Source organism: Streptomyces sp. NPDC088725 (assembly GCF_044751305.1).
Lineage (GTDB): Bacteria > Actinomycetota > Actinomycetes > Streptomycetales > Streptomycetaceae > Streptomyces.
Genome location: NZ_JBIVLO010000003.1, coordinates 307958 through 333371, shown reverse-complemented (window position 1 = coordinate 333371; position 25414 = coordinate 307958). Strand labels below are relative to the sequence as shown.

The 25414-nt window shown below is 71.6% G+C and carries 18 protein-coding genes; 12 read left to right on the top strand and 6 right to left on the bottom strand.

Annotated features, from left to right (window positions below):
* The first annotated feature begins 204 nt into the window (after window positions 1-204).
* On the top strand, window positions 205-2676 hold the full coding sequence (pcrA, locus tag ACIP6N_RS08520) for a DNA helicase PcrA (RefSeq protein ID WP_401813930.1): 2472 nt from the start codon (window positions 205-207) through the stop codon (window positions 2674-2676).
* 70 nt (window positions 2677-2746) lie between these two features.
* On the opposite strand, the gene ACIP6N_RS08515 is transcribed toward pcrA, so the two are convergent.
* Window positions 2747-4450 carry a peptidoglycan DD-metalloendopeptidase family protein gene (locus tag ACIP6N_RS08515; protein WP_401813929.1) on the bottom strand — a complete coding sequence of 568 codons (1704 nt, stop codon included), beginning with the start codon at window positions 4448-4450 and terminating at the stop codon, window positions 2747-2749.
* 424 nt (window positions 4451-4874) lie between these two features.
* Between ACIP6N_RS08515 and ACIP6N_RS08510 the strand changes: the two genes are divergently transcribed.
* Window positions 4875-5288 carry a cobalamin B12-binding domain-containing protein gene (locus ACIP6N_RS08510; RefSeq protein WP_401813927.1) on the top strand — a complete coding sequence of 138 codons (414 nt, stop codon included), beginning with the start codon at window positions 4875-4877 and terminating at the stop codon, window positions 5286-5288.
* Between the two features lie 177 nt (window positions 5289-5465).
* On the opposite strand, the gene ACIP6N_RS08505 is transcribed toward ACIP6N_RS08510, so the two are convergent.
* A complete protein-coding gene (locus tag ACIP6N_RS08505) occupies window positions 5466-7193 on the bottom strand; it encodes a DUF5691 domain-containing protein (RefSeq protein WP_401813926.1) in 1728 nt (575 codons plus the stop codon).
* A gap of 161 nt (window positions 7194-7354) precedes the next feature.
* Window positions 7355-8701, bottom strand: a complete 1347-nt coding sequence (locus tag ACIP6N_RS08500; protein WP_401813925.1) for an SWIM zinc finger family protein — start codon at window positions 8699-8701, stop codon at window positions 7355-7357.
* Between the two features lie 128 nt (window positions 8702-8829).
* Here ACIP6N_RS08500 and ACIP6N_RS08495 point away from each other — a divergent pair, with 128 nt between their 5' ends.
* The 6 genes from ACIP6N_RS08495 (at window position 8830) to sucD (ending at window position 17008) form a co-directional block, all read left to right on the top strand.
* Complete coding sequence (locus tag ACIP6N_RS08495) at window positions 8830-9954, top strand: AAA family ATPase (protein WP_401813924.1); 1125 nt, start codon at window positions 8830-8832, stop codon at window positions 9952-9954.
* Complete coding sequence (locus ACIP6N_RS08490; RefSeq protein ID WP_401814407.1) at window positions 9912-12509, top strand: DUF5682 family protein; 2598 nt, start codon at window positions 9912-9914, stop codon at window positions 12507-12509. Before ACIP6N_RS08495 ends, ACIP6N_RS08490 begins: the two co-directional genes overlap by 43 nt.
* Entirely contained in the window at window positions 12506-13666 is a 1161-nt protein-coding gene (locus ACIP6N_RS08485) for a VWA domain-containing protein (RefSeq protein ID WP_401813923.1), read from the top strand. The genes ACIP6N_RS08490 and ACIP6N_RS08485 overlap by 4 nt, the downstream gene beginning before the upstream one ends.
* 183 nt (window positions 13667-13849) lie before the next feature.
* Window positions 13850-14530, top strand: a complete 681-nt coding sequence (locus ACIP6N_RS08480; protein ID WP_401813921.1) for a hypothetical protein — start codon at window positions 13850-13852, stop codon at window positions 14528-14530.
* Window positions 14531-14898: 368 nt separating this feature from the next.
* The gene (sucC, locus tag ACIP6N_RS08475) at window positions 14899-16077 is read left to right on the top strand and encodes an ADP-forming succinate--CoA ligase subunit beta (protein WP_401813920.1); all 1179 of its coding nucleotides are present in this window, start codon (window positions 14899-14901) and stop codon (window positions 16075-16077) included.
* Between the two features lie 46 nt (window positions 16078-16123).
* Entirely contained in the window at window positions 16124-17008 is an 885-nt protein-coding gene (gene sucD, locus ACIP6N_RS08470; RefSeq protein WP_401813918.1) for a succinate--CoA ligase subunit alpha, read from the top strand.
* Window positions 17009-17202: 194 nt separating this feature from the next.
* Here sucD and ACIP6N_RS08465 read toward each other — a convergent pair whose 3' ends face one another.
* Window positions 17203-18051 (bottom strand): sigma factor-like helix-turn-helix DNA-binding protein, encoded by an 849-nt coding sequence (locus ACIP6N_RS08465; protein WP_401813917.1) that lies wholly within the window; start codon window positions 18049-18051, stop codon window positions 17203-17205.
* Between the two features lie 117 nt (window positions 18052-18168).
* On the opposite strand from ACIP6N_RS08465, the gene ACIP6N_RS08460 reads away from it, so the two are divergent.
* Window positions 18169-20076 (top strand): DUF6350 family protein, encoded by a 1908-nt coding sequence (locus tag ACIP6N_RS08460; protein ID WP_401813915.1) that lies wholly within the window; start codon window positions 18169-18171, stop codon window positions 20074-20076.
* A 59-nt stretch (window positions 20077-20135) separates the two neighbouring features.
* Here ACIP6N_RS08460 and ACIP6N_RS08455 read toward each other — a convergent pair whose 3' ends face one another.
* A complete protein-coding gene (locus ACIP6N_RS08455) occupies window positions 20136-21104 on the bottom strand; it encodes a hypothetical protein (RefSeq protein ID WP_401813914.1) in 969 nt (322 codons plus the stop codon).
* A gap of 243 nt (window positions 21105-21347) precedes the next feature.
* Between ACIP6N_RS08455 and purN the strand changes: the two genes are divergently transcribed.
* Window positions 21348-22028 (top strand): phosphoribosylglycinamide formyltransferase, encoded by a 681-nt coding sequence (gene purN, locus ACIP6N_RS08450; RefSeq protein ID WP_401813913.1) that lies wholly within the window; start codon window positions 21348-21350, stop codon window positions 22026-22028.
* On the top strand, window positions 22025-23587 hold the full coding sequence (purH, locus tag ACIP6N_RS08445) for a bifunctional phosphoribosylaminoimidazolecarboxamide formyltransferase/IMP cyclohydrolase (protein WP_401813912.1): 1563 nt from the start codon (window positions 22025-22027) through the stop codon (window positions 23585-23587). The genes purN and purH overlap by 4 nt, the downstream gene beginning before the upstream one ends.
* 111 nt (window positions 23588-23698) lie before the next feature.
* Here the strand turns inward: purH and ACIP6N_RS08440 are convergent, their stop codons facing one another.
* On the bottom strand, window positions 23699-24274 hold the full coding sequence (locus ACIP6N_RS08440; protein WP_401813910.1) for an RDD family protein: 576 nt from the start codon (window positions 24272-24274) through the stop codon (window positions 23699-23701).
* A gap of 269 nt (window positions 24275-24543) precedes the next feature.
* Between ACIP6N_RS08440 and ACIP6N_RS08435 the strand changes: the two genes are divergently transcribed.
* Window positions 24544-25407, top strand: coding sequence for a bifunctional methylenetetrahydrofolate dehydrogenase/methenyltetrahydrofolate cyclohydrolase (locus ACIP6N_RS08435; protein ID WP_401813908.1), 864 nt, complete (start codon window positions 24544-24546; stop codon window positions 25405-25407).
* The last annotated feature ends 7 nt before the right edge of the window (window positions 25408-25414 follow it).

The window sequence follows — 25414 nt, the reverse complement described above, 5'->3', positions numbered from 1 at the left end:
TGCCTGTTCGAGCACGCTAACCACTTCGTGGTGCTGCTGTGAAGGTTGATGTGCGATATGCCCGATACATTTTCGTGACCTTCGCGGATGCGGTGGCTGCTGGGCACGCTCCGTGATCACCTGGAGAGGATTCCGGCGTCCGGGGCAGGGCGTTTCGGACGTCGGCTGCCCGCTGTCAGTGGAGCGGCCTAGACTCTGAAGGCGATGAGCAGCCTCTTTGATGACAGTTTCCTGGCGGACCTCCAGCCCTCCGGCGAGGAGCACCCGCCGCCGCCCGAGGACACCGAGCCTGAGCAGGTGCCCGACGATCTCTTCGAGGGAGCGTTCCACGTGCCCGCGGCCCGGGATCCGTACCACCGCGACGGCGCCCCGCGCACCGTCGTCAATCCGGTGGCGCTGCTCGACGGGCTGAACGACGAGCAGCGCGCCGCCGTCGTGCACACCGGATCGCCGCTGCTCATCGTCGCCGGGGCCGGTTCCGGCAAGACGCGCGTGCTGACTCACCGGATCGCTCATCTGCTGGGCACGCGCCGCGTGCACCCCGGCGAAATACTGGCGATCACCTTCACCAACAAGGCCGCCGGCGAGATGAAGGAGCGCGTCGAGCAGCTGGTCGGCCCGCGTGCCAGCGCCATGTGGGTGATGACCTTCCACAGCGCCTGCGTACGGATCCTGCGGCGCGAGTCGAAGAAGCTCGGTTTCACGTCCTCGTTCTCGATCTATGACGCGGCCGATTCCAAGCGGCTCATGGCCCTGGTCTGCCGTGATCTGGAGCTGGACCCCAAGCGGTATCCGCCGAAGTCCTTCAGCGCCAAGATCTCGAATCTGAAGAACGAGCTGATCGACGAGGAGACCTTCACCGGCCAGGCCATCGACGGCTTCGAGAAGACCGTCGCCGAGGCCTACCGGATGTACCAGGCACGGCTGCGCGAGGCCAACGCGCTGGATTTCGACGACATCATCATGACCACCGTCCACCTGCTCCAGGCGTTCCCGGATGTCGCCGAGCACTACCGGCGGCGCTTCCGGCACGTCCTGGTGGACGAGTACCAGGACACCAACCACGCCCAGTACACGCTCGTACGTGAGCTGGTGGGCCCCTCCGGCGAGGACCAGGACCCCGCCGAGCTGTGTGTCGTCGGCGACGCCGACCAGTCGATCTACGCGTTCCGCGGCGCCACCATCCGCAACATCCTCCAGTTCGAGGAGGACTACCCGAACGCGACGACGATCCTGCTGGAGCAGAACTACCGCTCCACGCAGACGATCCTCAGCGCGGCCAACGCGGTCATCGAGCGCAACGAGAGCCGCCGCCCCAAGAACCTGTGGACCAACGCCGGCACCGGCGCGCAGATCACCGGCTATGTCGCGGACACCGAGCACGACGAGGCGCAGTTCATCGCCGAGGAGATCGACCGGCTGACGGACGCGGGTGACGCCAAGGCGGGTGACGTCGCGATCTTCTACCGGACGAACGCGCAGTCCCGTGTCTTCGAGGAGATCTTCATCCGGGTCGGCCTGCCGTACAAGGTCGTCGGAGGCGTGCGCTTCTACGAGCGCAAGGAGGTCCGCGATGTGCTGGCCTATCTGCGCGTGCTGGCCAACCCCGAGGACGCCGTACCGCTGCGCCGGATCCTCAACGTGCCCAAGCGCGGCATCGGCGACCGCGCGGAGGCGATGATCGACGCGCTCTCGCTGCGCGAGAAGATCACCTTCCCGCAGGCGCTGCGGCGGGTGGACGAGGCGTACGGAATGGCGGCCCGTTCCTCCAACGCCGTCAAGCGCTTCAACACGCTGATGGAGGGGCTGCGCACGGTCGTCGAGTCGGGGGCCGGGCCCGCGACGGTCCTGGAAGCCGTGCTGGAACAGACCGGCTACCTGGCGGAGTTGCAGGCGTCGACGGACCCGCAGGACGAGACCCGTATCGAGAACCTGCAGGAACTGGCCTCGGTGGCACTGGAGTTCGAGCAAGAGCAGAGCCAGGCGGCGGCAGCCGGAGACGGCACGGCCGCGGCCCCGGCCGGCACGCTCGCCGAGTTCCTGGAGCGCGTCGCCCTGGTCGCCGACTCCGACCAGATCCCCGACGAGGACGAGGACGGCTCCGGGGTCATCACGCTGATGACGCTGCACACGGCCAAGGGGCTCGAATTCCCCGTGGTGTTCCTGACCGGCCTGGAGGACGGCGTGTTCCCGCACATGCGCGCCCTCGGCGAGACGAAGGAGCTGGAGGAGGAGCGACGGCTCGCGTACGTCGGCATCACACGCGCCCGCGAACGGCTCTACCTGACGCGGTCGTCCATGCGCAGCGCCTGGGGACAGCCCGCGTACAACCCGCCGTCGCGCTTCCTCGAGGAGATCCCGGGGCAGTACCTGGACTGGAAGCGGACCGGCGCGCAGATCCCGGCGGGACCGACGTCGGGGATCACGTCCTCACTGTCCTCGTCCTCCGCGCGGTCGAGGCAGAGCGGCGGCCCTTCGGGCTTCGCCACGCGGCGGGCCACCGACAAGCCGGCGATCTCGCTGACGGTGGGGGACAGGGTCACGCACGACCAGTTCGGTCTCGGCACGGTGATGACGGTGACCGGGACGGGCGCGGACGCGCAGGCGACGATCGACTTCGGCGACGAGAAGCCGAAGCGGCTGCTCCTGCGGTACGCCCCGGTCCAGAAGCTGTAGAGGTCACGGACCGCCCGCGACCTGTCGTGGACGTGTCGCGGGCGGCCCGAGGGTGGTTACAGGAGTGTGATCACTGCGGGTTGAGGCCGTGGCTGCGCAGCCACGGCAGCGGGTCGATCGCGGAGCCGGAGCCCGGCCGGACCTCGAAGTGCAGGTGCGGCCCGGTGGAGTTGCCCGAGTTCCCGGAGTACGCGATGGTGTCGCCGGCCTTGACGGACCCGGAGCGGATCTTCGTGCTGCTGAGGTGGCAGTACCACGTCTCCGTGCCGTCGGGCGAGGTCACGATGGCCATGTTGCCGTAGGCGCTGTTCCACTGGGTGCGCACGGTGCCGTCGGTCGCGGCCATCACCGGTGTGCCGTACGAGAGCGGGAAGTCGATCCCGGTGTGCACGGACATCCAGTTGACCCCGGCCTGGCCGAAGAAGGCGCTGAGGCCGTGCTGGTCGGTCGGAAGGGCGAACTTGGGCCGCGCCGCCTCCTTGCGCGCCGCCTCTTCCTCGCGCTTCTTCTTCTCCGCCTCCTGCCGCTCCTTCAGGTCGATGCGCTCCTGCGTGCGGTTGGCGCGGTTGCCGAAGTCACGGGCGTCGGCGGTGAGCGCCCTGAGCTGTGTGTCCATCTTGCTGTTGGCGGCGACCGGCTTCACCGAGCCCGGGTCGGCCGCGGCCAGCGACTTCATGTCGTCCTGCGTCTCCTCGCCGCCGCTCATGCCGCCGACGGAGGCCGCGGCGATCCCGGCGACGCCCATCACGCAGGCGGACGGGACAGCGACGGTGAAGAGCGCGGAACGCTTCGCGGGCGTGCGCCGGCGGCCGCGGTTTCCGTTTCCGCCGTTCCCGGAGGAGCTCCTGACCGGGCGGGCGGAGGGCGGCGGGCTGAGGACGGGCGTGGTGGTGGTCTCCGCCATGTGGACCGACGCGGGTTCGGACCCGGGCTCGGACTCGGACTCGGGCCCGGCGTCACGGCCTGCGTCGTGGGACGCTGCCTCGTACGCCTCGTACCCGGCCTCGTATCCGTCGGTCTCCCGGTACGGCTCGGGGTCCTGATATCCCTCGGGGTCCTGATACGCGTCGGCTTCGGGCTGCCGGCCGTACGCGGTGTCGGCGTCGTACTGGCCGTCCTGTGCGTACTCCGCCCCGGGGGCGTATCCGGGCGCGAACTGCTCGGGTACGACTTCCGCGAGGATCGTGTCCTGCGCCGCCTGCCACGCGGTGGTGTCGTACGAGCCGGTCTCGAAGACGGGCGCGGCCCACTGGGCGGTCGCCTCGTACGCGTACGGCGCCGACTGGAGCTGCGTGGCGTCGAACTGGGCGGTCGGGGGGTGGTTCACCGTGCCGTACCCGAACTGCGTGGCGTCGTACTGGAGCGGCTGGCCGTTGGCGTCCAGCGGGTGGGCCTGACCGGACTGGTTCGTCTGATCCGGCTGATCCGGCTGGTTCAGCGGGTTCGCGTGGTTCGCCTGGTCCGCTACGTTCGCTTGGTTCCAGGCGTTGGCGTCCCACTGGCCCGTGCCGTCGGCGGGCGGCTGGTAACCGGCATTGCCCGCTGCGTCGACGGTGGCCCACTGGCCGCTCATGTCGTACTGCGGTGTGGCGTAGGCGTCGTAACCAGCCCCGTGGTGCTGCGCACCAGCGTCCCACTGTGTGCCTTCGTACTGCGCGTTGTGGTCCGCCTCGTAAGGACCGGAAAAGGTGCCGAAAAGCGGATCGCCGTCGAAGTGGCCTGAGGTGTCGCCGTCGTAGGCGGCGTACCCGGCGTGGGCGTGCTGGTCGTTCACCAACTATCTCTCTCGCCTCGGCAGCAGGACCAGGGTCTGAGGTCACGCCCCAATGTGGGAGGGACCCCAGGGGAAAGCAGTGGCCGCGACTGTACCCGGCGGTATGCGACGGCCACAATCTTCGGCGGGTTTTGCGCCCTGCGGAAACGGGCATTCGGCCGTGTTTCGGCGGAGCGCTGGCACAGCCTTGGCTTTGTGTTCGAAACCTGTTCGATGCAAAATCCATCCGCTTCAGGCGATGATCGGGGAACGGATCTGTTGATGTCGGAGCAAAGCGCACAAGTCCCCCGTGTGATTTCCCCCTCCCCGCCCGTCGGGGATTCGGCAGGGTGCGCGATGCTGGGGATAACGTTCGTTCACTACTCCGGGCCACGACGGCCGGAGCCCGCGCCAATGACGACGCAGTCGGTATGTGGAGGCAGTGATGGGTGTGACCGGTCCGATTCGGGTGGTGGTCGCCAAACCTGGTCTCGACGGCCACGATCGCGGGGCCAAGGTGATCGCGCGTGCGCTGCGCGACGCCGGTATGGAGGTCATCTACACCGGGCTTCACCAGACCCCCGAACAGATCGTGGACACCGCGATCCAGGAGGATGCCGACGCGATCGGTCTGTCCATCCTGTCCGGTGCCCACAACACCCTGTTCGCGAAGGTGATAGAGCTGCTGAAGGAGCGCGACGCGGCGGACATCCAGGTCTTCGGCGGCGGCATCATCCCGGAGGCGGACATCGCTCCGCTGAAGGAGCTGGGCGTCGCGGAGATCTTCACCCCGGGAGCGACGACGACGTCGATCGTCGACTGGGTGAACGCGAACGTGCGGCAGCCCGCGGGCGCATGACGGGGCGGCGGTCAGCGCCTCTGGCCGTCGGCCGGTAGGAACGGCGGACGGCCAGAGGGGCATGACCGGCGGGTAAGTGGTCAGCGGCGACGGTCAGCGAACAGTGGCCGGAGGACAGGCGTCAGGGCGCTGGCGTCAGAGGGCCGACGCCAGAGGTTTGGCGTCAGAGGTTTGGCGTCAGAGGGGCGGCGGGCAGGCGTGCCCGTCGCTTGTGCGGCTCCCGTCACCCTCGGCTTCCGCAGCGCCCTCGTCCGCCAGTTCCGACAGCATCGCCGCCCGGAGCCGCAGCGTGGAAACCAGCCGCTGGAAGGCTTCCGACCAGTAGCCGCCCGCGCCCGGTGACGTGGCCTCAGCTTCGTCGGGCGTCGCCGTCAGCAGTTCCAGACGGCCGGCCTCCGCGGGATCGAGGCAGCGCTCCGCGAGGCCCATCACCCCGCTGAAGCTCCACGGATAGCTCCCGGCATCCCGTGCGATGTCGAGCGCGTCGACGACCGCGCGGCCGAGCGGCTCGGCCCAGGGCACCGCGCAGACTCCGAGGAGCTGGAACGCCTCCGACAGACCGTGGGCGGCTATGAACGCGGCCACCCATTCGGCCCGTTCGGCCGGAGGCAGCGGGGCGAGGAGCTTCGCGCGCTGGGCCAGGGACCAGGCACCGGCGCCGTTCGCGGAGGAGACGGTGGGCGCGCCGAGCAGCGCCCGGGACCAGCGCGCGTCCCGCTGCCTGACTGCCGCCCTGCACCAGGCCGCGTGCAGTTCCTCCGTCCAGCCGTCGAGGACGGGCAGCGCGACCATCTCCTCGGGAGTTCCGCGGCCGAGGCGGGTATGCCAGGTCGCCAGCGGAGCCGCCTCCACCAACTGGCCCAGCCACCAGGACCGTTCGCCCCGTCCTGAGGGTGGGACCGGTGTCACGCCGTCCCGCTGCATGTCCGCGTCGCATTCGTGCGGCGCCTCGACCACGATCGCGTCGGCCGGGCCGCTGCCCGTGCGGTTCAGGCTGACGCAGGTCGCCGCGCGGGCCGCCATACGTTTCGCGAGCGCGGATTCCGGCAGTGAGGAGAGCAGTTCGGCGGCGGTGGAGCGGACATTGCGGCTGCGGTCGGAGAGTGCCTGCTCAAGGAACGGCTCGTCCGTTCCCGACAGCCCTTCGCGCAGGGAGTCGAGGAACATCAGCCGGTCCTCGGCGCGCTCGGTGGACCAGGTGGAGGCCAGCAGCGCCAGGCCCTCCTGTCCGTCCCTGGCCCGGACAGCGGCGAGCAGCGCGACCCGCTCGGCGAACAGGCCCTCCTCCCAGAGCGTCCGTATCGCCCGCGCGTCCCGTGTGTCGGGCCCCTCGTGCCCGGAGCGCGGTCCTGAGCCCCCGGAACCTCCGCGCAGCGCGAACTTCCACTCCGGGTTGAGCCGTGCGAGCCAGAGCCCGCGCGGCCCGGCGAACGTCAGTGCCTCGGGCCGCAGATCGGTCCGCGCCCTGGCGGCGTCGAGCAGCGCGGGCAGGGCGGCGGCCGGTGCGCGGTATCCGCGTTCGTTGGCGGCGGCGAGCCACTGGGGCAGCAGTTCGGTGAGATCCGGGGCCGTGCCGCGCCGGCCGCCGCCCGAGGGCGCGGACCGGTCGGCGAGCAGCTGGGCCAGCCGGTTCCTGGCGCGCTCGGGCACCTGCTCGCGGTCGTCCGCGGGCGCGCGCTCGGGCGGCTCGGCCGCGCGCGCCGGAAGCAGACCGGCCCTGCGCCGTACGGTGTGCAGCGCGGCCGCGTCCAACAGGGCGGTCGGCGCGTCCTTGCCGGGGGTCAGCAGCTCTGCCGGGGGCGTACGGCGGTCCGTGCCGAGCAGTGCCGAGGTGACGAGCTGTTCCCAGGACACGGCGGGACTGGCGGTGCGGGCAGTGGCGGTGGCGGCGGTGGTTCCGGTCATCGGTCCTCCGTACGTACGCGGGCCCGGGCAGGATCGGGACCGCAGATCGGGATGCGGGATCGAGGTCAGAGGCGCGGGGCCAGGACGTGGTGGCGGGGCTCGTTGGCAGGGCGCGCGGTCAGGGCCCGCGGATCGGCGATTCGGGGTCGGCGCGGCGCGGTTCAGGTGAGCGGGACCGGTCCCGGGGCCTCCGGTGACCAGACCGCCAGCGGGTTGAAACCGCGATGTCCGCACTCACCGAACACCGTGACCGGATCCCCGCCGGACAGCGAGACGAGCTTCCACAGCCCGGGACGCGTAAGGGCGGACGGGGCCACGGGCAGCGCGAACGCCCCTCCTGAGTCGGCGAGTTGCCAGCCCTCTCCGGCAGGGCCCGGCACGGGTACGACCCCGCTCAGCGTCACCGGCCAGGAGAGGAGCCACGGATCGTCGCGCAGCGCGTCGCCGTACGCCGTGACGGCCGCGGCCGTCGAACCGCCCGGCGGTGGCGCCTGGATCGGCTCCGGCGCGCCGAACTGCCCGCCCCAGTCGGCCCGCAGCGCCCCCGCGCCCGCGTGCGGTGTGATCTCGGCGTCCACCATCAGCCCCACCGGCAGGGCCAATTGGGGTGACCGGCCCGCCGCGCCGAAGGAGAGCAGCAGCGCCGAGCGCCCGGTCTCCCTTCCGTACAGCCACACGCGCCGGGTGAGGAGCTTGCCGTCCGAGGAGTCGTACTGAGCGAGGATCAGCCAGTGGTCCCGGACCGGCGGGCCGCCGGCCGGTGCCGGAAGACCCACCCGGGTGCGGACCGTCGTCGCCAGTGGCTCCGGCAGCCGGTCGAGGCCGAGCCAGGCCAGGTCCAGCAGATGCAGCAGCGCGGACTCCTCCAGCAACCGCACCGGCCAGCCGGGACCCGATCCCGGTATCGCACCCAACTCCCTCACCCGGCCGGCGAGACCGGGTGCCTGCGCGTCGATCATCCGCGCCGCCGTCTCCTCCCACAGCCCGTAACCCGACTGCTCCGCCGCGGCCAGCCCGCCGCGCAGCAGGTCCGTCAGCCGCTGCTCCAGCTCCGTGGCCCCCGCCGTGATCCGCGCGGCCCTGCGCTCCGCCCTGCGTCCGGCCGCTTCCGGATCGGCGGGCGGCGCCTTGGCGTCCGGATCGCGCCCGGCCCGGCCGTCGTCGCGCTTGCGGCGCCCTTTCAGCCACTCCGCGGCCCAGTCGGGCGCCTCGCCCGGCGGCACCGCCTCCTCGTCCGCCGCCCGGAGCAGCAGCAGCCCCAGCGCGTGCTTGCACGGGAACTTCCTGCTCGGGCACGAGCACTTGTACGCGGGACCCGTGGTGTCCACCACCGTTTGATACGGCTTGCTCCCGCTGCCCTTGCACAGGCCCCACACCGCGCCCGCCGAGCCGCCCGCGCCCGACCACGGCCCGGCCGCGCTCAGCTTCGTCCCCGCCTTGCGTGACGCGGCGTCAGGAGCCAGAGCCAGCACCTGTTCCGCCGTCCGGCGCACCCCCATGTCATTCATGTGGAAGACGTTAGAGCGACCCACTGACAACGGCTCTGACCTGCGTCGACGCGGCGCCGGAGGTCGATTGTCAGTGGGGTGGTGCACGGTGGGTTCCACACCCGGTCGATCGATCTGGAGGGGGACCCATGACCATGCCCGCAATCACCGAGCCCGCCGAATCCACCGCGCCCGCGGAGGCCCTGCGGCCGCATGCCGAGGACGCGTTCGCGGACGAGCTGAAAGCACTCGCGGCGGCCGACGACAGGCAGCGGCCCGTCCGCTGGAAACTGTCGCCGTGGGCCGTCGCCACGTATCTGCTCGGCGGCACCCTGCCGGACGGCACGGTGATCACGCCGAAGTACGTCGGCCCGCGCCGGATCGTGGAGGTGGCGGTCACCACGCTCGCGACGGACCGGGCGCTGCTGCTCCTCGGCGTGCCGGGCACCGCGAAGACCTGGGTCTCCGAACATCTGGCGGCGGCGGTCAGCGGGGACTCGACGCTGCTGGTGCAGGGCACGGCGGGCACCCCGGAGGAGGCGATCCGCTACGGCTGGAACTACGCGCAGCTGCTCGCCCACGGCCCGAGCCGCGAGGCGCTGGTGCCGAGTCCCGTGATGCGGGCCATGACGGAAGGCATGACCGCGCGGGTCGAGGAGCTGACCCGTATCCCCGCCGATGTGCAGGACTCGCTGATCACGATCCTGTCGGAGAAGACCCTGCCGATCCCCGAGCTGGGGCAGGAGGCCCAGGCGGTACGCGGGTTCAACATGATCGCCACGGCCAACGACCGGGACCGCGGGGTCAACGACCTGTCGAGCGCGCTGCGCCGGCGGTTCAACACCGTCGTGCTGCCGCTGCCCGCGACGCCCGACGCCGAGGTCGACATCGTCTCGCGGCGGGTCGAGCAGATCGGCCGCTCGCTCGACCTGCCGCCGGGCCCCGAGGGCATCGACGAGATCCGCCGGGTCGTCACGGTCTTCCGTGAACTGCGTGACGGCGTCACGGCCGACGGCCGCACGAAGCTCAAGTCCCCTTCCGGGACGCTGTCCACGGCGGAGGCGATCTCGGTCGTCACCAACGGCCTCGCGCTCGCCTCCCACTTCGGCGACGGCGTGCTGCGGCCCGGTGACGTGGCGGCGGGCATTCTCGGCGCCGTGGTCCGCGACCCGGCGGCGGACCGGGTGATCTGGCAGGAGTACGTCGAGACGGTCGTCCGCGAGCGCGACGGCTGGAAGGACTTCTACCGCGCGTGCCGGGAGGTGAGCGCGTGAAAGGGCCACTGTTGCTCGGGGTCCGGCACCACGGCCCCGGGTCCGCCCGGGGCGTGCTCCGCGCGCTCGACGCGGCGGCGCCGCGCACCGTGCTCATCGAGGGGCCGCCGGAGGGGGACGCGCTGCTGGCGCTCGCCGCCGACGAGGGGATGAAGCCACCCGTCGCGCTCCTCGCGCACGCCGTGGACGATCCGGGACGCGCGGCGTTCTGGCCGCTGGCCGCGTTCTCACCGGAGTGGGTGGCCATCCGCTGGGCGCTCGTACATGACGTACCGGTGCGGTTCATCGACCTCCCCGCGGCTCATTCGCTGGCGCTCGCCCCGGACGAGGAAGGGGAGCCGGCGGACGGTGAGGAGCCCGGGGGAGGAGAGGACACCGGAGGCGGTGGCGCCGGGAGAGGGCTGCGGATCGACCCGCTCTCCGTACTGGCGGAGGCCGCCGGGTACGACGACCCCGAGCGCTGGTGGGAGGACGCCGTAGAACATCAGGGTCCCGGCGGGAGCAACGGGACAGGAGATCCCTTCGCGCCGTTCGACGCCGTCGCCGAGGCCATGACCGCGCTGCGCGAGGAGCACGGCGACGGCGAGCACCCGCGCGATCGCGTCCGCGAGGCCCATATGCGGATCCAGCTGCGCGCCGCGCGCAAGGAGTTCGGGGACGACGGAGTCGCCGTGGTCTGCGGCGCCTGGCATGTGCCCGCCCTCGCGGAGAAGACGACGGTCACCGCCGACCGCGCGCTCCTCAAGGGGCTGCCCAAGGTCAAGACGGAGCTGACGTGGGTGCCGTGGACCCACCGCAGGCTCGCCCGGCACAGCGGCTACGGCGCCGGGATCGACTCGCCAGGCTGGTACGGACACCTCTTCGGTGTGCCGGACCGCCCGGTGGAGCGCTGGCTGACGAAGGTCGCGCGGCTGCTGAGGGAGGAGGACAGGCCCGTCTCCTCCGCCCATGTCATCGAGGCGGTCAGGCTCGCCGAGACCCTGGCCGTGATGCGGGGCCGCCCGCTGGCCGGGCTGACGGAGACCACCGACGCGATCAGGGCCGTGATGTGCGAGGGGTCCGACGTGCCGCTCGCGCTCATCAGGGACCGGCTCATCATCGGCGATGTGCTCGGTGAGGTGCCGGACGGCGCGCCCGCCGTGCCGCTCCAGCGCGATCTCACCCGGTCACAGCGCTCGCTGCGTCTCAAGCCGGAGGCGCTGGAGCGCGATCTCGACCTGGATCTCCGCAAGGAGACCGACGCCGCGCGCAGCAGGCTGCTGCACCGGCTGCGACTGCTCGGCATCGGCTGGGGAGCGCCGACGGCGAGCCGGGGGAGTACGGGCACGTTCCGGGAGAGCTGGCGGCTGCGCTGGGAGCCCGAGCTGTACGTACGGGTCGCCGAAGCCGGAGTGTGGGGCACGACGGTGCTCTCGGCGGCCACGGCGAAGGCCGAGTCCGAGGCCGTGTCGGCGACCGCGCTCGCCGAGGTGACGGCGCTCGCCGAACGGTGTCTCCTGGCCGAACTGCCCGACGCGCTGCCCGTGGTGATGACGGCACTCGCCGACCGCGCCGCGCTCGACGCCGACGTGGGCCACCTCGCCCGGGCGCTGCCCGCCCTGGCCCGTTCGCTGCGGTACGGCGACGTACGGTCCACGGACACCGCGGCGCTCGGCGAAGTCGCGGCGGGGCTCGCCGAGCGGATCTGCGTCGGCCTGCCGCCCGCCTGCACCGGTCTCGACGAGGACGGAGCAGCCGAGATGCGCGCTCACCTCGACCGCGTCCACACCGGCATCGGCCTCCTTCACGACGGGGGCGAGGGCCGGGGCAGGGCTCTCGGCGCGCGCTGGGAAGCCGCCCTGCACAAGCTCGCCGGGCGGGACACCGTCCCCGGGGTGATCCGGGGCCGGGCGGCCAGGTTGCTGCTGGACGACGGACGTCTCGCGGAGGACGAAGCCGCGCGGTTCATGGGGCTGGCCCTGTCGCCGGGCACGGAACCGGCCGACGCCGCCGCCTGGATCGAGGGGTTCGTCGGCGGCGGGTCAGGCGGCCTGCTCCTGGTCCACGACGAACGGCTGCTCGGCCTGGTCGACACGTGGCTGACGTCCGTGAGCCCCGACGCGTTCACGGACGTACTCCCGCTGCTGCGCCGCACGTTCTCCGCGTACGAGCCGGGCGTGCGCCGGACGCTGGGCGAGCTGGTCCGCCGGGGCCCCGCGGCCGGGGGTCCGGCGGACCAGGACGACACGACGCCCGGCTTCGGCCCCGGGCAGGACGAGACGCGGGCGGACGCGGTACTGCCGGTCCTGCGCCTGCTGCTCGGCACGGCCACGACGGCAGCGGACGCACCCATGCCGGAGAGGCCCGCGCCGGACGTGCCCGTGCCGGAGAGGCCCGCGCTGGACGTGCCCGTGCCGGGCACGACGGCAGCGCACGCACCCGCGCGGGACAGGCCCGTTCCGGACGCGCCCGTGCCGGACGTACCCGCGACCGAGGGCGCGCAGGCCCTGAGCCCGCCGGACGCACCCGCGCCGGCCGACGGTGACATCAACGACTACGCGGAGGTGGGCCGATGAGCGCGGACAGCGGTGTCGACGAGCGGCTGCGGCGGTGGCGCATGGTGCTCGGCGGAGGGAGCGCCGACGGCACGGGATGCCGGCTTTCCGGGCATGACGCGGCCATGGACGGCGCGCTGTCCGCTCTGTACGGCAAGGACAAGGGGAAAGGCGGCAGCCGGTCCGCCGGGCTCGGGGCCTCCGCGCCCTCGGTCGCGCGCTGGCTCGGCGACATCCGTACGTACTTCCCCAGCTCTGTCGTCCAGGTCATGCAGCGCGACGCCATCGACAGGCTCGGGCTCTCCGCGCTGCTGCTCGAACCGGAGATGCTGGAGGCCGTGGAGGCCGACGTCCATCTGGTCGGCACGCTGCTCTCGCTGAACAAGGTCATGCCCGAGACCACCAAGGAGACCGCGCGGGCTGTCGTGCGCAAGGTGGTCGCCGACATCGAACAGCGCCTCGCCACCCGGACCCGGGCCACCCTGACCGGCGCGCTCGACCGGTCCGCCAGGATCAACAGGCCGCGCCACCAGGACATCGACTGGGACCGCACCATCAGGGCCAACCTCAAGAACTACCTGCCGGAGTACGGCACGGTCGTCCCGGAACGGCTCATCGGATACGGCAGGGCCTCGCAGTCCGTGAAGAAGGAAGTCGTCCTCTGCATCGACCAGTCGGGATCGATGGCGGCGTCCGTCGTCTACGCCTCCGTCTTCGGCGCGGTGCTCGCCTCCATGCGTTCCATCGCCACCCGGCTGGTGGTCTTCGACACAGCCGTCGTGGACCTCACCGACCAGCTGGAGGATCCGGTGGACGTGCTCTTCGGCACCCAGCTCGGCGGCGGCACCGACATCAACCGCGCGCTGGCCTACTGCCAGTCGCAGATCACCCGCCCCGCCGATACCGTCGTCGTCCTCATCAGCGACCTCTACGAAGGCGGCATACGCGACGAGATGCTCAAGCGGGTGGCGGCGATGAAGGCGTCCGGCGTGCAGTTCGTGGCGCTGCTCGCGCTGTCCGACGAGGGGGCGCCCGCGTACGACCGTGAGCACGCGGCAGCCCTCGCGGCCTTGGGAGCGCCGGCGTTCGCCTGCACCCCGGATCTCTTCCCGGACGTGATGGCGGCGGCGATCGAGAAGCGGCCGCTGCCCATACCCGACATGACGCTGCCTCAGTAGGCCCAATCGGCCCCAGTCGGAACAAAGCAGGTACTGAGCGGACCTCAGTAGCCCTCGAACTCCTCGGTTGGGGCAGGCTTTTACTCGTCCGACCTGCCGCGCGGGGGCGGCACAGGTCTGCCCGCAGGAACCGGAAGATCTCCGGTTCGCCGCATTCCGAGTACGCGAAGGAACTGAGCACGCATGCACAAGAACATCCGCCGTACCGTGGCTGTGGCCGCGACGGCCACAGGACTGCTGGCCTTCGGGGCCGCCGGGGCCAACGCGGAGGAAGCACCGGACGCGCTGCCGGTGTCGCTTCCCGACCACGCCATTGACGTTCCCGACCTCGTGGGCGGCCTCACCGGCGCTGTCGGCGACACCGTCGGCGGTGTCGTCGGGGGCGTCACCGGTCAGACTCCCCAGCCGCACGCCCCGCTTCCGACGACAGAGGCGCCGGCCCCGAGCCAGTCCGCGCCCGCACACACCCCGGCCCCCGGGCACACAACCGCACCGGCGCACACGCCCAGCGCCGCTGCCCCCAGCGCGCCGTCCGCGTCACCGTCACCGTCCAGTGGCGGCAGTACGGGCAGCAGCACGCAGAGTGGCGAAGGCGACGACGTCATCGACTACCTCTTCGGTCCGCTTGACCTGATACCGGGCTACGCCGACGCCGGGAACGGCCCCACGGCCGACACCGCGGCCCCCCGCGTCGAGGCCGCGCCCACCGATGCTCCCGTCACCCACCAGAGCCCCGTGCGGAGCAGCCACGACCACATGGCCGTCGATGCCCCGGCCCCGGAAGCGCCGGTGACACCCGACCTTCCCTCGAACAACCGTCCGATGTCCCCGACGAACAGCTGGTCCGGTTCGTACGGCGGCTGAGCCGGCCACGTGACGGAACACACGTGACCGCCGGGCGGTCCCCGCAAGGGCCGGGGACCGCCCGGTATCGTCCTGGAGACGCCCGATATCGGGTGAGAGGGTGCCCGGTATCGGGCGGAGGACGGCCCGGTCGAGTCCCTGTTTCCAGCACCGTCTGTGACAGGTATCACCGCGTAGGTGTCATCTGTGATTTAGGGCCCCAGGGCCCACGGGGATAACCTGCAAGACGGACATGCCGCGTACCGGACATCGTGTACGCCTCCCTCAGTGACAGCGCAGTCACGTTGCCCATCGCGGCACGCCCACGCAGACATAAACCCCGCGATCGCCAGGCTGCGGTTTTTAGTAGACAAGGGACGGACACACGCGTGGACCTGTTCGAGTACCAGGCGAGGGATCTCTTCGCCAAGCACGGTGTACCGGTGCTGGCCGGTGAAGTCATCGAAACGCCTGAGGCGGCCCGCGAGGTGACGACGCGTCTCGGCGGAAGGGCTGTCGTCAAGGCGCAGGTCAAGGTCGGCGGCCGCGGCAAGGCGGGCGGCGTGAAGCTGGCCTCCGACCCGGCGGACGCCGTCGAGAAGGCCGGTCAGATTCTGGGCATGGACATCAAGGGCCACACGGTCCACAAGGTGATGCTCGCCGAGACCGCCGACATCGCGGAGGAGTACTACGTCTCCTTCCTGCTGGACCGCACCAACCGCACCTTCCTCGCCATGGCCTCCGTGGAGGGCGGCGTGGAGATCGAGGTCGTCGCGGAGGAGAACCCCGACGCGCTCGCCAAGATCGCGGTGGACGCCAACGAGGGCTGCACCCCCGAGAAGGCCGCCGAGATCGTCGCCGCGGCGAAGTTCCCGGCCGAGATCGCCGGCCAGGTGGCCGACGTCCTCCAGCAGCTGTGGACCGTCTTCATCAAGGAGGACGCCCTCCTGGTCGAGGTGAACCCGCTGGTCAAGACCGGTGACGGCAAGATCGTCGCGCTGGACGGCAAGGTCTCGCTCGACGAGAACGCGGACTTCCGCCAGCCGGACCACGAGGCGCTCGAGGACAAGGCCGCGGCCAACCCCCTCGAGGCTGCCGCCAAGGCCAAGAACCTCAACTACGTCAAGCTCGACGGTGAGGTCGGCATCATCGGCAACGGCGCCGGTCTGGTCATGTCGACCCTGGACGTCGTCGCGTACGCCGGTGAGGCCCACGGCAACGTGAAGCCCGCCAACTTCCTCGACATCGGCGGCGGCGCTTCCGCCGAGGTGATGGCGAACGGCCTGGAGATCATCCTGGGCGACCCGGACGTCAAGTCCGTCTTCGTCAACGTCTTCGGTGGCATCACCGCGTGCGACGAGGTCGCCAACGGCATCGTCCAGGCGCTCGAGCTGCTCAAGACCAAGGGTGAGAACGTCTCGAAGCCGCTGGTCGTCCGCCTCGACGGCAACAACGCGGAGCTGGGTCGCAAGATCCTGTCCGACGCCAACCACCCGCTCGTGCAGCGCGTGGACACCATGGACGGCGCGGCCGACAAGGCCGCCGAGCTGGCCGCAGCGGCCCGCTGACTTTCGCGCGTCTCCGACACGACAAGGGAATCAGGGCACCAACACCATGGCTATTTTCCTGACCAAGGAAAGCAAGGTCATCGTCCAGGGGATGACCGGCGCCACCGGCATGAAGCACACCAAGCTCATGCTCGCTGACGGCACCAACATCGTCGGCGGCGTGAACCCGCGCAAGGCCGGCACGTCCGTCGACTTCGACGGCACCGACGTACCCGTCTTCGGCTCCGTCGCCGAGGCCATCGAGAAGACCGGCGCCGACGTCTCCGTCCTCTTCGTACCGCCGGCGTTCGCCAAGTCCGCGGTCGTCGAGGCGATCGACGCCGAGATCCCGCTCGCGGTCGTCATCACCGAGGGCATCGCGGTCCACGACTCCGCCGCGTTCTACGCGTACGCGGGCGCCAAGGGCAACAAGACCCGGATCATCGGCCCGAACTGCCCCGGTCTCATCACCCCGGGCCAGTCCAACGCCGGCATCATCCCGGGCGACATCACCAAGCCCGGCCGCATCGGTCTCGTGTCCAAGTCCGGCACGCTGACCTACCAGATGATGTACGAGCTGCGCGACATCGGCTTCTCCTCGGCCGTCGGCATCGGTGGCGACCCCGTCATCGGTACGACGCACATCGACGCGCTCGCCGCGTTCGAGGCCGACCCCGAGACCGACCTGATCGTGATGATCGGCGAGATCGGCGGCGACGCCGAGGAGCGTGCCGCCGACTTCATCGCCAAGAACGTGACCAAGCCGGTCGTCGGCTACGTCGCGGGCTTCACCGCGCCCGAGGGCAAGACCATGGGCCACGCGGGCGCCATCGTCTCCGGCTCCTCCGGCACGGCGTCGGCGAAGAAGGAGGCCCTTGAGGCCGCGGGCGTGAAGGTCGGCAAGACGCCGACCGAGACCGCCCAGCTGGCGCGCGCCATCCTGGCCGGCTGAGTCCTTTCCGCCGGCACACGGCCGGTCCGGCCCCGCGAGGCCGGGCAGGACCCGTACGCGCGTGGGCCCGCACCCCTTCCCGGGGTGCGGGCCCACGCGCGTTTCGCGGCCCGGGTACGTTTCGCCGCCCACGCGCGTTTCGCGCCCGCGTGCGCGTCGCCCACGCGCGTTCCGCGCCCGCGTGCGCGCCGGCATCAGTTCGCCAGCGGGACCAGGCGCTGCGGGCCGTTCGCCGGTTCGTCGGCCAGCCGGTCGCGCAGCCGCAGGTCCTCCCGGCTGAGCCGCTGCGGCCCGCTCGTCAGCGGCAGGCCGCCCACCCGCCTGCTCGGCGCCTGCGGCGGGCTGTAACAGGTCGGCGCGGTCGCCACGGTGAAGCAGGTGGCCCCCACGATCAGCGCCGTGAACGCGAAGGTCGTCCGCGTCCAGAACCGGGCCCGCCGCTCGCATCCCGTCCGTACGGCGTCGGCCGGGGCGATCGAGGGCGGGGGAGCGCTGCGGGTCAGCGAGTCCAGCTGTTCGTGCAGTTCCCCGGCGTCGCTCAGCTCGGGCAGCCGCTCGGCGACCGACCTGCGGGCGTACAGCAGCCGGTTCGCCGCCGCCCGGGTACTCGACTCCATCTCGGCCGCGGTCTCCGGAAGGTCGAGGCCGAGACCGTCGTGGAGCAGCAGCGCGCGGCGGTGCGACGGAGGCAGCGCGAGCAGCGCCGCGGGCAGCGCGGGCCTGTCCTCGCCGCCCCGGCCATCGTCCTGCCGCGTACGGCGCAGGCGGTGCCAGGGCGACAGGGCGTACTCGTACGCGGCCGCCCGCACCCATCCGTCCGGGTCCCGGTCGACCGCGACCTCGGGCCAGCGCTGCCAGGCGTGGTGGAACGCGCGCTCCACGGCCTCGTGGGCGAGGGCGCGTTCCCCGGTGAGCAGGTACGTCTGGCGTACGAGGCCGGTCGCGGTGCGTGTGTACAGCGCGTCGAAGGCGTCGGCCGGGGTGGGCGCGGCGGATTCCTCCGCGTCCGCCGCTCCGGCTTCCTTGGTGATGCTCGGCGTCATCGAAAACTCTCCGCGTCACTGGGCTGACCGAAAAAACACATAAAACGTATATTGGGCGACACGGCGGAGATTCGCCCGTTACATGGATAAAGCGCGTGTCGTTGGGAGCATGGCGGCGTGACGCAAGTGACCGATCGCAGCACGCCGTTCTCCTCCGCCTCGGCCGCCGAACGCGGCCGGGCCGCCACGCTGACCGCGTCCTTCCTCCGTGGGGCCATCGCGGCGGGCCTCGGCCTCGGCGCGCTCGCCGTGCTCGTGATGGCGCTGTGGATCAGCTCTCCGTACCCCGACAGCGGCGCGGGCGGGGCCCTGCACGTGGCTGCCGCGCTGTGGCTGCTCGCCCACGGCGCCGCGCTCGTACGACCCGACACGCTGTCCGGGATCCCCGCGCCGATCGGCGTCGTGCCGCTGCTGCTGGTGGCCCTGCCGGTATGGACCGCCCACCGGGCGGCCCGGGACACCCTCGAACCGGAACCAGGGCGTCCGCAGCTGACCGCGTTCGGCGCCGCGTCTTCCGTGACCTGCGGGTATCTGCTGGTCGGCGGCGCCGTCGTGCTCTACTCGGCGGGCGGTCCGCTCACCGCGCAGCCGGTGCGCGCCGCGCTCATGCTGCCCCTCGTGACGGTTCTGGCCGCTGCCGCCGGTGCGTGGACGGGCAGCGGGCGGCCGATCGGCAAGCTTCCCGGGCGCCTGCCGAAGGCCGTACAGACGTTCCTGACCCGCGCCGTGTGGGCGCCCGCGCCGCGCCGCAGAGCCGCCGTCGCCCTGCGCGCGGGCGCGGCGGGCGCCACCGCGCTGCTCGGCGGCGGCGGGCTGCTGGCAGGAGCTTCGCTGATCTGGCACGGCGGCGCGGCCCACACCTCGTTCACGCAGCTCGCCGGGGACTGGGCGGGCCGGTGCGCCCTGCTCCTGCTCTGCCTCGCGCTGCTGCCCAACGCCGCCGTCTGGGGCGCCGCGTACGGCCTCGGCCCCGGATTCGCACTCGGTACGGCGGCCACGGCCACCCCGTTCGGCGTCACAGGTGTCCCGGTCCTGCCGCGCTTCCCGCTGCTCGCGGCCCTGCCCGGGGGGCCGGGTACGCCGCTGAACTGGGCGATGGCCGCGGTGCCCGTCGTCGCCGGTCTCGTGGTCGCCTGGTGGACGGTACGGGCCGCCGCGCCGCCCTACTGCGTACGCGAAGAGGCGTGGAGCCCGCGCAGGACCGTGCTGACCACGGTTCTCGGGGGCGTCGCGTGCGGCGGGCTGATGGCCGTGCTCGCGGCACTGGCGGGTGGACCGGTCGGCACCGGGGGCCTCGCGGCGTTCGGTCCCGTCTGGTGGCTGACGGGTGGCGCCGCGCTCGGGTGGACGGCGGTCGTCGGCGTACCGGCGGCGCTGGTGCTCAGGGCCTGGCGGCTGCGTGCCCCGCGCGGACGGGGTGAACGGACGGCCGGGGAGCGGGCGGCCCTGGAACCGGCCGTCGCGGCCGGCGCCGTGGCGGAGACGCGGGAGGAGACGGAGCCGGTGGCGTGGTGGGCGCCCTGGCGGCGGATCTCGTGGGACTGGCTGGTGGGGCGGCCCGACGCGGAGGTGTCCGGGTACGAGCGGGGCGCGGAGGCCGACTCCTGGGACGGCCTCGACGGACTGGCGATGGCCGCCGCGCTGGACGCGTCGGATCCGTACGCCGCCCATGCGTACGGATCCGACCCGCACCCGCACGCGCCCGACCCGTACCTGTGCGACGCGAGCGGGGCCGACCCGTACGTGTCCCCACTGCGCGCGGCCGATCCGGGCGGGACCGACCCGGGGGCGTCCGCTCCGGCCGGGGCGTCTGATCCGTACGACTTCCTGCCCACCGACGCCTGGCACGAGCGCGGTGCGCGCGAGGCGCGGTGGGCGGCGTTCAAGGAGGCGTCCGACAGCCTGGCGGCCGGGTTCACTCCGCCGTCACCACCGACGACGGAGCCGCCCCCCACCGGAGAATCCGGGAGGAACGGCTCCGGCGGCGACACGAAAGACTCACCCACGGATCCCGCGACTCCGTGACGGCCGCTCCGTGATGATCACGCCGGTACGCCTGCTTCTTGACGCCTGCTCTTCGACGTCTACTCCTTGACGCCGAAGAGCGGCCACAGGTCGTGCGGCAGCTCGGAGTTGCAGGACAGCTGGCCCGTCTTGGTCAGCGCGTCGTTCACGCACGAGTAGTAGTCGCGGTAGACGAGCTGCACCGTGAACGTCGCGGCCACGATCACCAGCGCCAGCGACGCCGTCACCAGACCGCTCACCGCCGCCGTCGTCTGCGGCCTGCCCGGCGTGCCGTACGGAGCGCCGCCGGGTACCGGAGGACGCCCCGCCGGCTGCGCGGCGGCAGCGGACGGCTCGTCGACCGCCGTACCGGCCCGGCCGGTGATCGCGTCGACCGACGCGGACTGCTTGGCATCCGGGGACTGGCGCGCCTTCAGCGGCTTGTTGCGCAGCGAGCTGGCGCCCCAGTACACGGCCAGCGCACCCAGCAGCAGCGCGATCTCCGGGAAGTCGAAGAGGGCGAAGAAGAACGCCCACATCCCGGACAGCAGCGCGTACCGGGCACGGCGCTGGACCGGGTCCGTCGGATCCCAGCGCGGGCCGCCGCGAACGCCCTCGGGGCCGCCCTTCGGCGCGTTCGGATCGTTCTGGCCGCTCGGACCGGTCTGCGATCCGGGGCGGCTGCCGAAGCCGTCCGAGGAGCGTCCGGGCTGGCGGCTGCTCCACTGGCTTCCCCAGCCGGACCCGCCGCCCCGGCCGGAGCCGGACTCGTCGTCGGGCGAGCCGCCGTTCTCCGGGCGGCGGGGCCGCCACGGCTGGTCGGGGCTGCCTTCGGGCGGGGGCGCGAAAGGATTGTGGTCCGACGACTCCGTGGACCCCTGAGAACCCGTGGATCCGTCCGACCCCGTGGACCCCTGAGAACCCGTGGACCCGTCCGACCCCGCGGCCCCCGAAGGCCCGGTGGAAGAGGACTGGCGTTCCCGCGGCAGCAGCACCGGCCCGGCGGGCTGCGGAAGGTGGAGTGCCGTGCGGCGGCGTCGGTCCGTCATCTGGTGAACGTCTTCCCCTCAGACCCAGGCGTGAGGGCCTTGACTCGTATGGACCGTCTGAAGACGGAACCCTGTCCTCAGACGCTACCTCCCGGCAACGCCCCCGTCCCATGAGGGCCGTATGGAGTGCCGGTATCGTTGCTGACGGTCGGCTCCTTCGTAGAGTTCCCCGATACGGGAAACGCGATTCGTTCGTACGACCACACAAAGGCGCTCCAAGCCGCTCCAAGAAAGGGCCCCGCCGTGGCCACCCCGCCCTCTTCCGCCCGCCCGGCAGCAGGACCGTCCGGAGAACCGTCCGCGGAACCGGCCCGTCTTGTGGTTCTTGTCTCGGGATCCGGTACGAATCTTCAGGCCCTGCTCGACGCCGTCGGTGACGATCCCGGGGCGTACGGGGCGCGCATCGTCGCCGTGGGCGCCGACCGCGACTCCATCGCGGGCCTGGAGCGCGCCGAGCGCGCCGGTCTGCCGACCTTCGTCTGCCGGGTGAAGGACTACGGAACGCGTGACGAGTGGGACGCGGCGCTGGCCGCGGCGACGGCCGCGTACGAACCCGATCTGGTGATCTCGGCCGGTTTCATGAAAATCGTGGGGAAGGAATTCCTCGCGCGGTTCGGCGGCCGCTTCGTCAACACGCACCCGGCCCTGCTGCCCAGTTTTCCCGGTGCCCACGGCGTACGCGACGCGCTCGCGTACGGCGCGAAGGTCACCGGCTGCACCGTCCACTTCGTCGACGACGGTGTCGACACCGGCCCGGTCATCGCGCAGGGCGTGGTCGAGGTCCGGGACGAGGACCACGAGGACGGTGGCGTCGCGCTCCATGAGCGCATCAAGGAAGTCGAGCGACGGCTGCTCGTCGATGTCGTGGGGCGTCTCGCCCGGCACGGCTACCGCATTGAGGGACGAAAGGTAACAATCCAGTGACCGCCGAAGGTACCAAGCGGCCGATCCGCCGCGCGCTGGTCAGCGTCTACGACAAGACGGGCCTGGAAGAGCTGGCCCGCGGCCTGCACGAGGCGGGCGTCACCCTGGTCTCGACCGGCTCCACCGCCGGCCGGATCGCCGCCGCGGGCGTGCCGGTGACCAAGGTCGAGGAGCTGACCGGCTTCCCCGAGTGCCTGGACGGCCGGGTCAAGACGCTGCACCCGCGCGTGCACGCCGGCATCCTCGCCGACCTCCGGCTCGACGCGCACCGCGAGCAGCTGGCCGAGCTGGACATCGAGCCGTTCGATCTCGTCGTCGTGAACCTCTATCCGTTCCGCGAGACCGTCGCCTCCGGCGCCACCCCGGACGAGTGCGTCGAGCAGATCGACATCGGCGGTCCCTCGATGGTGCGCGCCGCCGCCAAGAACCACCCGTCCGTGGCGGTCGTCACCAGCCCGGAACGTTACGGGGAGGTGCTCGGGGCCGCCCGGGACGGCGGATTCGACCTGACGACCCGCAAGCGGCTCGCGGCCGAGGCGTTCAAGCACACCGCCGCCTACGACGTGGCCGTCGCGTCCTGGTTCGCCGACGACTACGCGGCCGCGGACGACTCGGACTTCCCCGAGTTCCTGGGCGCCACGTACGAGCGCAAGAACGTCCTCAGGTACGGCGAGAACCCGCACCAGCCTGCCGCGCTCTACACCTCGCAGGAGGGCGGTCTCGCCGAGGCCGAGCAGCTGCACGGCAAGGAGATGTCGTACAACAACTACACGGACACGGACGCCGCGCGCCGTGCCGCGTACGACCACACCGAGCCGTGCGTGGCGATCATCAAGCACGCCAACCCGTGCGGGATCGCGATCGCCGGCGATGTCGCCGAGGCACACCGCAAGGCGCACGACTGCGACCCGCTGTCCGCGTTCGGCGGAGTGATCGCGGTCAACCGTCCCGTCTCCGTGGAGATGGCCGAGCAGGTCGCCGAGATCTTCACCGAGGTCATCGTCGCGCCCGACTACGAGGACGGCGCGGTCGAGGTGCTGGCCCGCAAGAAGAACATCCGCGTGCTGCGCTGCCCCGAGGTCCCGTCAGCCCCGGTCGAGGTCAAGCCGATCGACGGTGGCGCGCTGCTCCAGGTCACCGACCGGCTCCAGGCCGACGGCGACGACCCGGCGAACTGGACGCTCGCGACCGGCGAGGCGCTGTCCGAGGCCGAGCTGCGTGAACTGGCCTTCGCCTGGAAGGCGTCCCGCGCGGTCAAGTCCAACGCGATCCTGCTGGCCAAGGACGGCGCGTCCGTCGGTGTCGGCATGGGCCAGGTCAACCGCGTCGACTCCGCGAAGCTCGCGGTGGAGCGTGCGGGCGAGGAGCGTGCGCGTGGATCGTACGCGGCCTCCGACGCGTTCTTCCCGTTCCCCGACGGGCTGGAGATCCTGCTGAACGCGGGCGTCAAGGCCGTCGTGCAGCCGGGCGGTTCGGTCCGTGACGAGCTGACGATCGAGGCGGCGCGGAAGGCCGGCGCGACGATGTACTTCACCGGCACGCGGCACTTCTTCCACTGAGCCGGGCGGTAACGACAGCGAAGGCCGCGCTCCCCATGGACGGGAGCGCGGCCTTCTCGTCGTTCAACGGGCCGACGGAGCGATGGGCCAGCCGGTCAGCCGTTCAACGGGTCAGCGGGTCCTGATGACCAGCGAGGAGACGATCTTGTCCGCGAACGTCTGCTTCTTCGCGTCCCACAGCGGCCACAGCCAGCCGATGTAGCACGCGATCTGGTCCACGAAGTGGCAGAGACGGCGGGCGAACGCCATGCCGATGCCGAGCGGCTGGCCGTCGGCCTCGCGCACCAGCCGGATGTCCATGACCTTGCGGCCGACGGTCTGTCCGGTCTTCCCCTCGCGGATCAGCTGCCAGACGCCGGTCGCGATCACGGCGAGGTAGCCGATCACCATGATGACCGCGCCGACGGCGTGACCGATGCCGCCTCCGATGCCCGCGACTATGCAGGACGGGATGAGCAGCAGGCCGTCGATCAGGAGAGCGACGAACCGCAGGCCCCAGTGGGCCAGTTCCGGAGCGCCGGCCTGTCCCGGGTACGGCTGGCCCTGCGGCGCCTGCGGGTAGCCGTATCCCTGCTGCGGCACGCCCTGCGGGGCCTGCGGGTAACCGTAGGGCTGCTGCGGCTGACCGGGCTGCTGCGGCTGGCCCGGCTGCTGGGCGTAGGGGTTGTTCGGGTCGCCGAAGCTCATGGCGTGTTTCCTCCGTTGGTGGTGCGGGTACCGCACGTACCGCGTGGAGGACTTCACGACTGAGACCGTGCGGTCTGCCCCCCGACGCTGCCGCGCGTTCTGCGCGTTCATCGTGTTATCGATGTGGGCCTCTTGTCCAGCCACCGCGCGTATGCGTTGTGTAAGCGCAACATCAAGTTTGGTTTCTGAACGGCGGGGAATCCCGCGAGGCGACCGGCAAGCGGACGCGAATTGCAACTGTGCAGGGGTCATCCGCGAGAATGGGTGTCATGAGCGCCCACATTCTCGATGGCAAGGCCACCGCAGCCGCGATAAAGACCGATCTGACCGCCCGCGTGGCGGCCCTCAAGGCGCGGGGCGTCACGCCCGGTCTGGGCACCCTCCTGGTCGGGGACGACCCCGGCAGCCGCTGGTACGTCAACGGCAAGCACCGCGACTGCGCCGAGGTCGGCATCGCCTCGATCCAGCGTGAACTGCCCGACACCGCCTCGCAGGAAGAGATCGAGGCCGTGGTCAGGGAGCTGAACGCGAACCCGGACTGCACCGGCTACATCGTGCAGTTGCCGCTGCCCAAGGGCATCAACACCAACCAGGTGCTGGAGCTGATGGACCCGGAGAAGGACGCGGACGGGCTGCACCCGATGAGCCTGGGGCGGCTGGTGCTGAACGAGACGGGACCGCTGCCCTGCACCCCGTACGGCATCATCCAGCTGCTGCGCCACCACGGCGTCGAGATCAACGGCGCGCATGTCGTCGTCGTCGGGCGCGGCATCACCGTGGGCCGCTCCATCCCGCTGCTGCTCACCCGTAAGTCGGAGAACGCGACCGTCACGCAGTGCCACACCGGCACCCGCGATCTGTCGGCGCAGCTCAAGCAGGCCGACATCATCGTGGCCGCCGCCGGGGTGCCGCACATCATCAAGCCCGAGGACGTGAAGCCGGGCGCGGCCGTCCTCGACGTCGGTGTCAGCCGCGACGAGAACGGCAAGATCGTCGGAGACGTCCACCCGGGCGTCGCCGAGGTGGCCGGCTGGATCTCTCCGAACCCGGGCGGCGTCGGTCCGATGACCCGGGCCCAACTGCTGGTGAATGTGGTCGAGGCGGCCGAACGCGCCGTCGCCGTCGCGGGCTGAACACGGC

What these genes read in the sequence shown, in the direction of transcription:
- pcrA (WP_401813930.1), top strand. Translation starts at nt 205, where the DNA reads ATGAGCAGCCTCTTTGATGACAGTTTCCTGGCGGACCTCCAGCCCTCC.
- ACIP6N_RS08510 (WP_401813927.1), top strand. Translation starts at nt 4,875, where the DNA reads ATGGGTGTGACCGGTCCGATTCGGGTGGTGGTCGCCAAACCTGGTCTC.
- ACIP6N_RS08505 (WP_401813926.1), bottom strand. Translation starts at nt 7,193, where the DNA reads ATGACCGGAACCACCGCCGCCACCGCCACTGCCCGCACCGCCAGTCCC.
- ACIP6N_RS08500 (WP_401813925.1), bottom strand. Translation starts at nt 8,701, where the DNA reads ATGAATGACATGGGGGTGCGCCGGACGGCGGAACAGGTGCTGGCTCTG.
- ACIP6N_RS08495 (WP_401813924.1), top strand. Translation starts at nt 8,830, where the DNA reads ATGACCATGCCCGCAATCACCGAGCCCGCCGAATCCACCGCGCCCGCG.
- ACIP6N_RS08485 (WP_401813923.1), top strand. Translation starts at nt 12,506, where the DNA reads ATGAGCGCGGACAGCGGTGTCGACGAGCGGCTGCGGCGGTGGCGCATG.
- ACIP6N_RS08480 (WP_401813921.1), top strand. Translation starts at nt 13,850, where the DNA reads ATGCACAAGAACATCCGCCGTACCGTGGCTGTGGCCGCGACGGCCACA.
- sucD (WP_401813918.1), top strand. Translation starts at nt 16,124, where the DNA reads ATGGCTATTTTCCTGACCAAGGAAAGCAAGGTCATCGTCCAGGGGATG.
- ACIP6N_RS08465 (WP_401813917.1), bottom strand. Translation starts at nt 18,051, where the DNA reads ATGACGCCGAGCATCACCAAGGAAGCCGGAGCGGCGGACGCGGAGGAA.
- ACIP6N_RS08455 (WP_401813914.1), bottom strand. Translation starts at nt 21,104, where the DNA reads ATGACGGACCGACGCCGCCGCACGGCACTCCACCTTCCGCAGCCCGCC.
- ACIP6N_RS08440 (WP_401813910.1), bottom strand. Translation starts at nt 24,274, where the DNA reads ATGAGCTTCGGCGACCCGAACAACCCCTACGCCCAGCAGCCGGGCCAG.
- ACIP6N_RS08435 (WP_401813908.1), top strand. Translation starts at nt 24,544, where the DNA reads ATGAGCGCCCACATTCTCGATGGCAAGGCCACCGCAGCCGCGATAAAG.